This is a genomic window from Carboxydothermus islandicus (assembly GCF_001950325.1).
Lineage (GTDB): Bacteria > Bacillota > Z-2901 > Carboxydothermales > Carboxydothermaceae > Carboxydothermus > Carboxydothermus islandicus.
Genome location: NZ_BDJL01000127.1, coordinates 1 through 241 on the forward strand (window position 1 = coordinate 1; position 241 = coordinate 241).

General features: G+C 49.0%; 1 protein-coding gene. It reads right to left on the reverse strand.

Going from position 1 to position 241, the window contains the following annotated elements:
* The coding region (locus tag ciss_RS10460) for a GTP-binding protein (RefSeq protein ID WP_235837289.1) at positions 1–241 on the reverse strand (241 nt) is incomplete at both ends.

A 241-nucleotide genomic window follows, 5' to 3' on the forward strand; every position in this document is an offset into this window, starting at 1 on the left:
GATCTTGCCGCACCACTGACAATCTTCTTTGCCACAGCCACACTCTAATGCCTTTAACGCCGATCCTGCTACCACCGGTACTTCGTCCCCGGGAAACTCATACGTGCTTAAAAGATCCCGTACTTCCATCTCTACAAGCTCCATTAACTCCGGATCGTCTACCATGTCCGCTTTGTTTAAAAATACCACAATGTAGGGAACTCCTACCTGACGGGCTAACAAAATATGCTCCCGGGTCTGA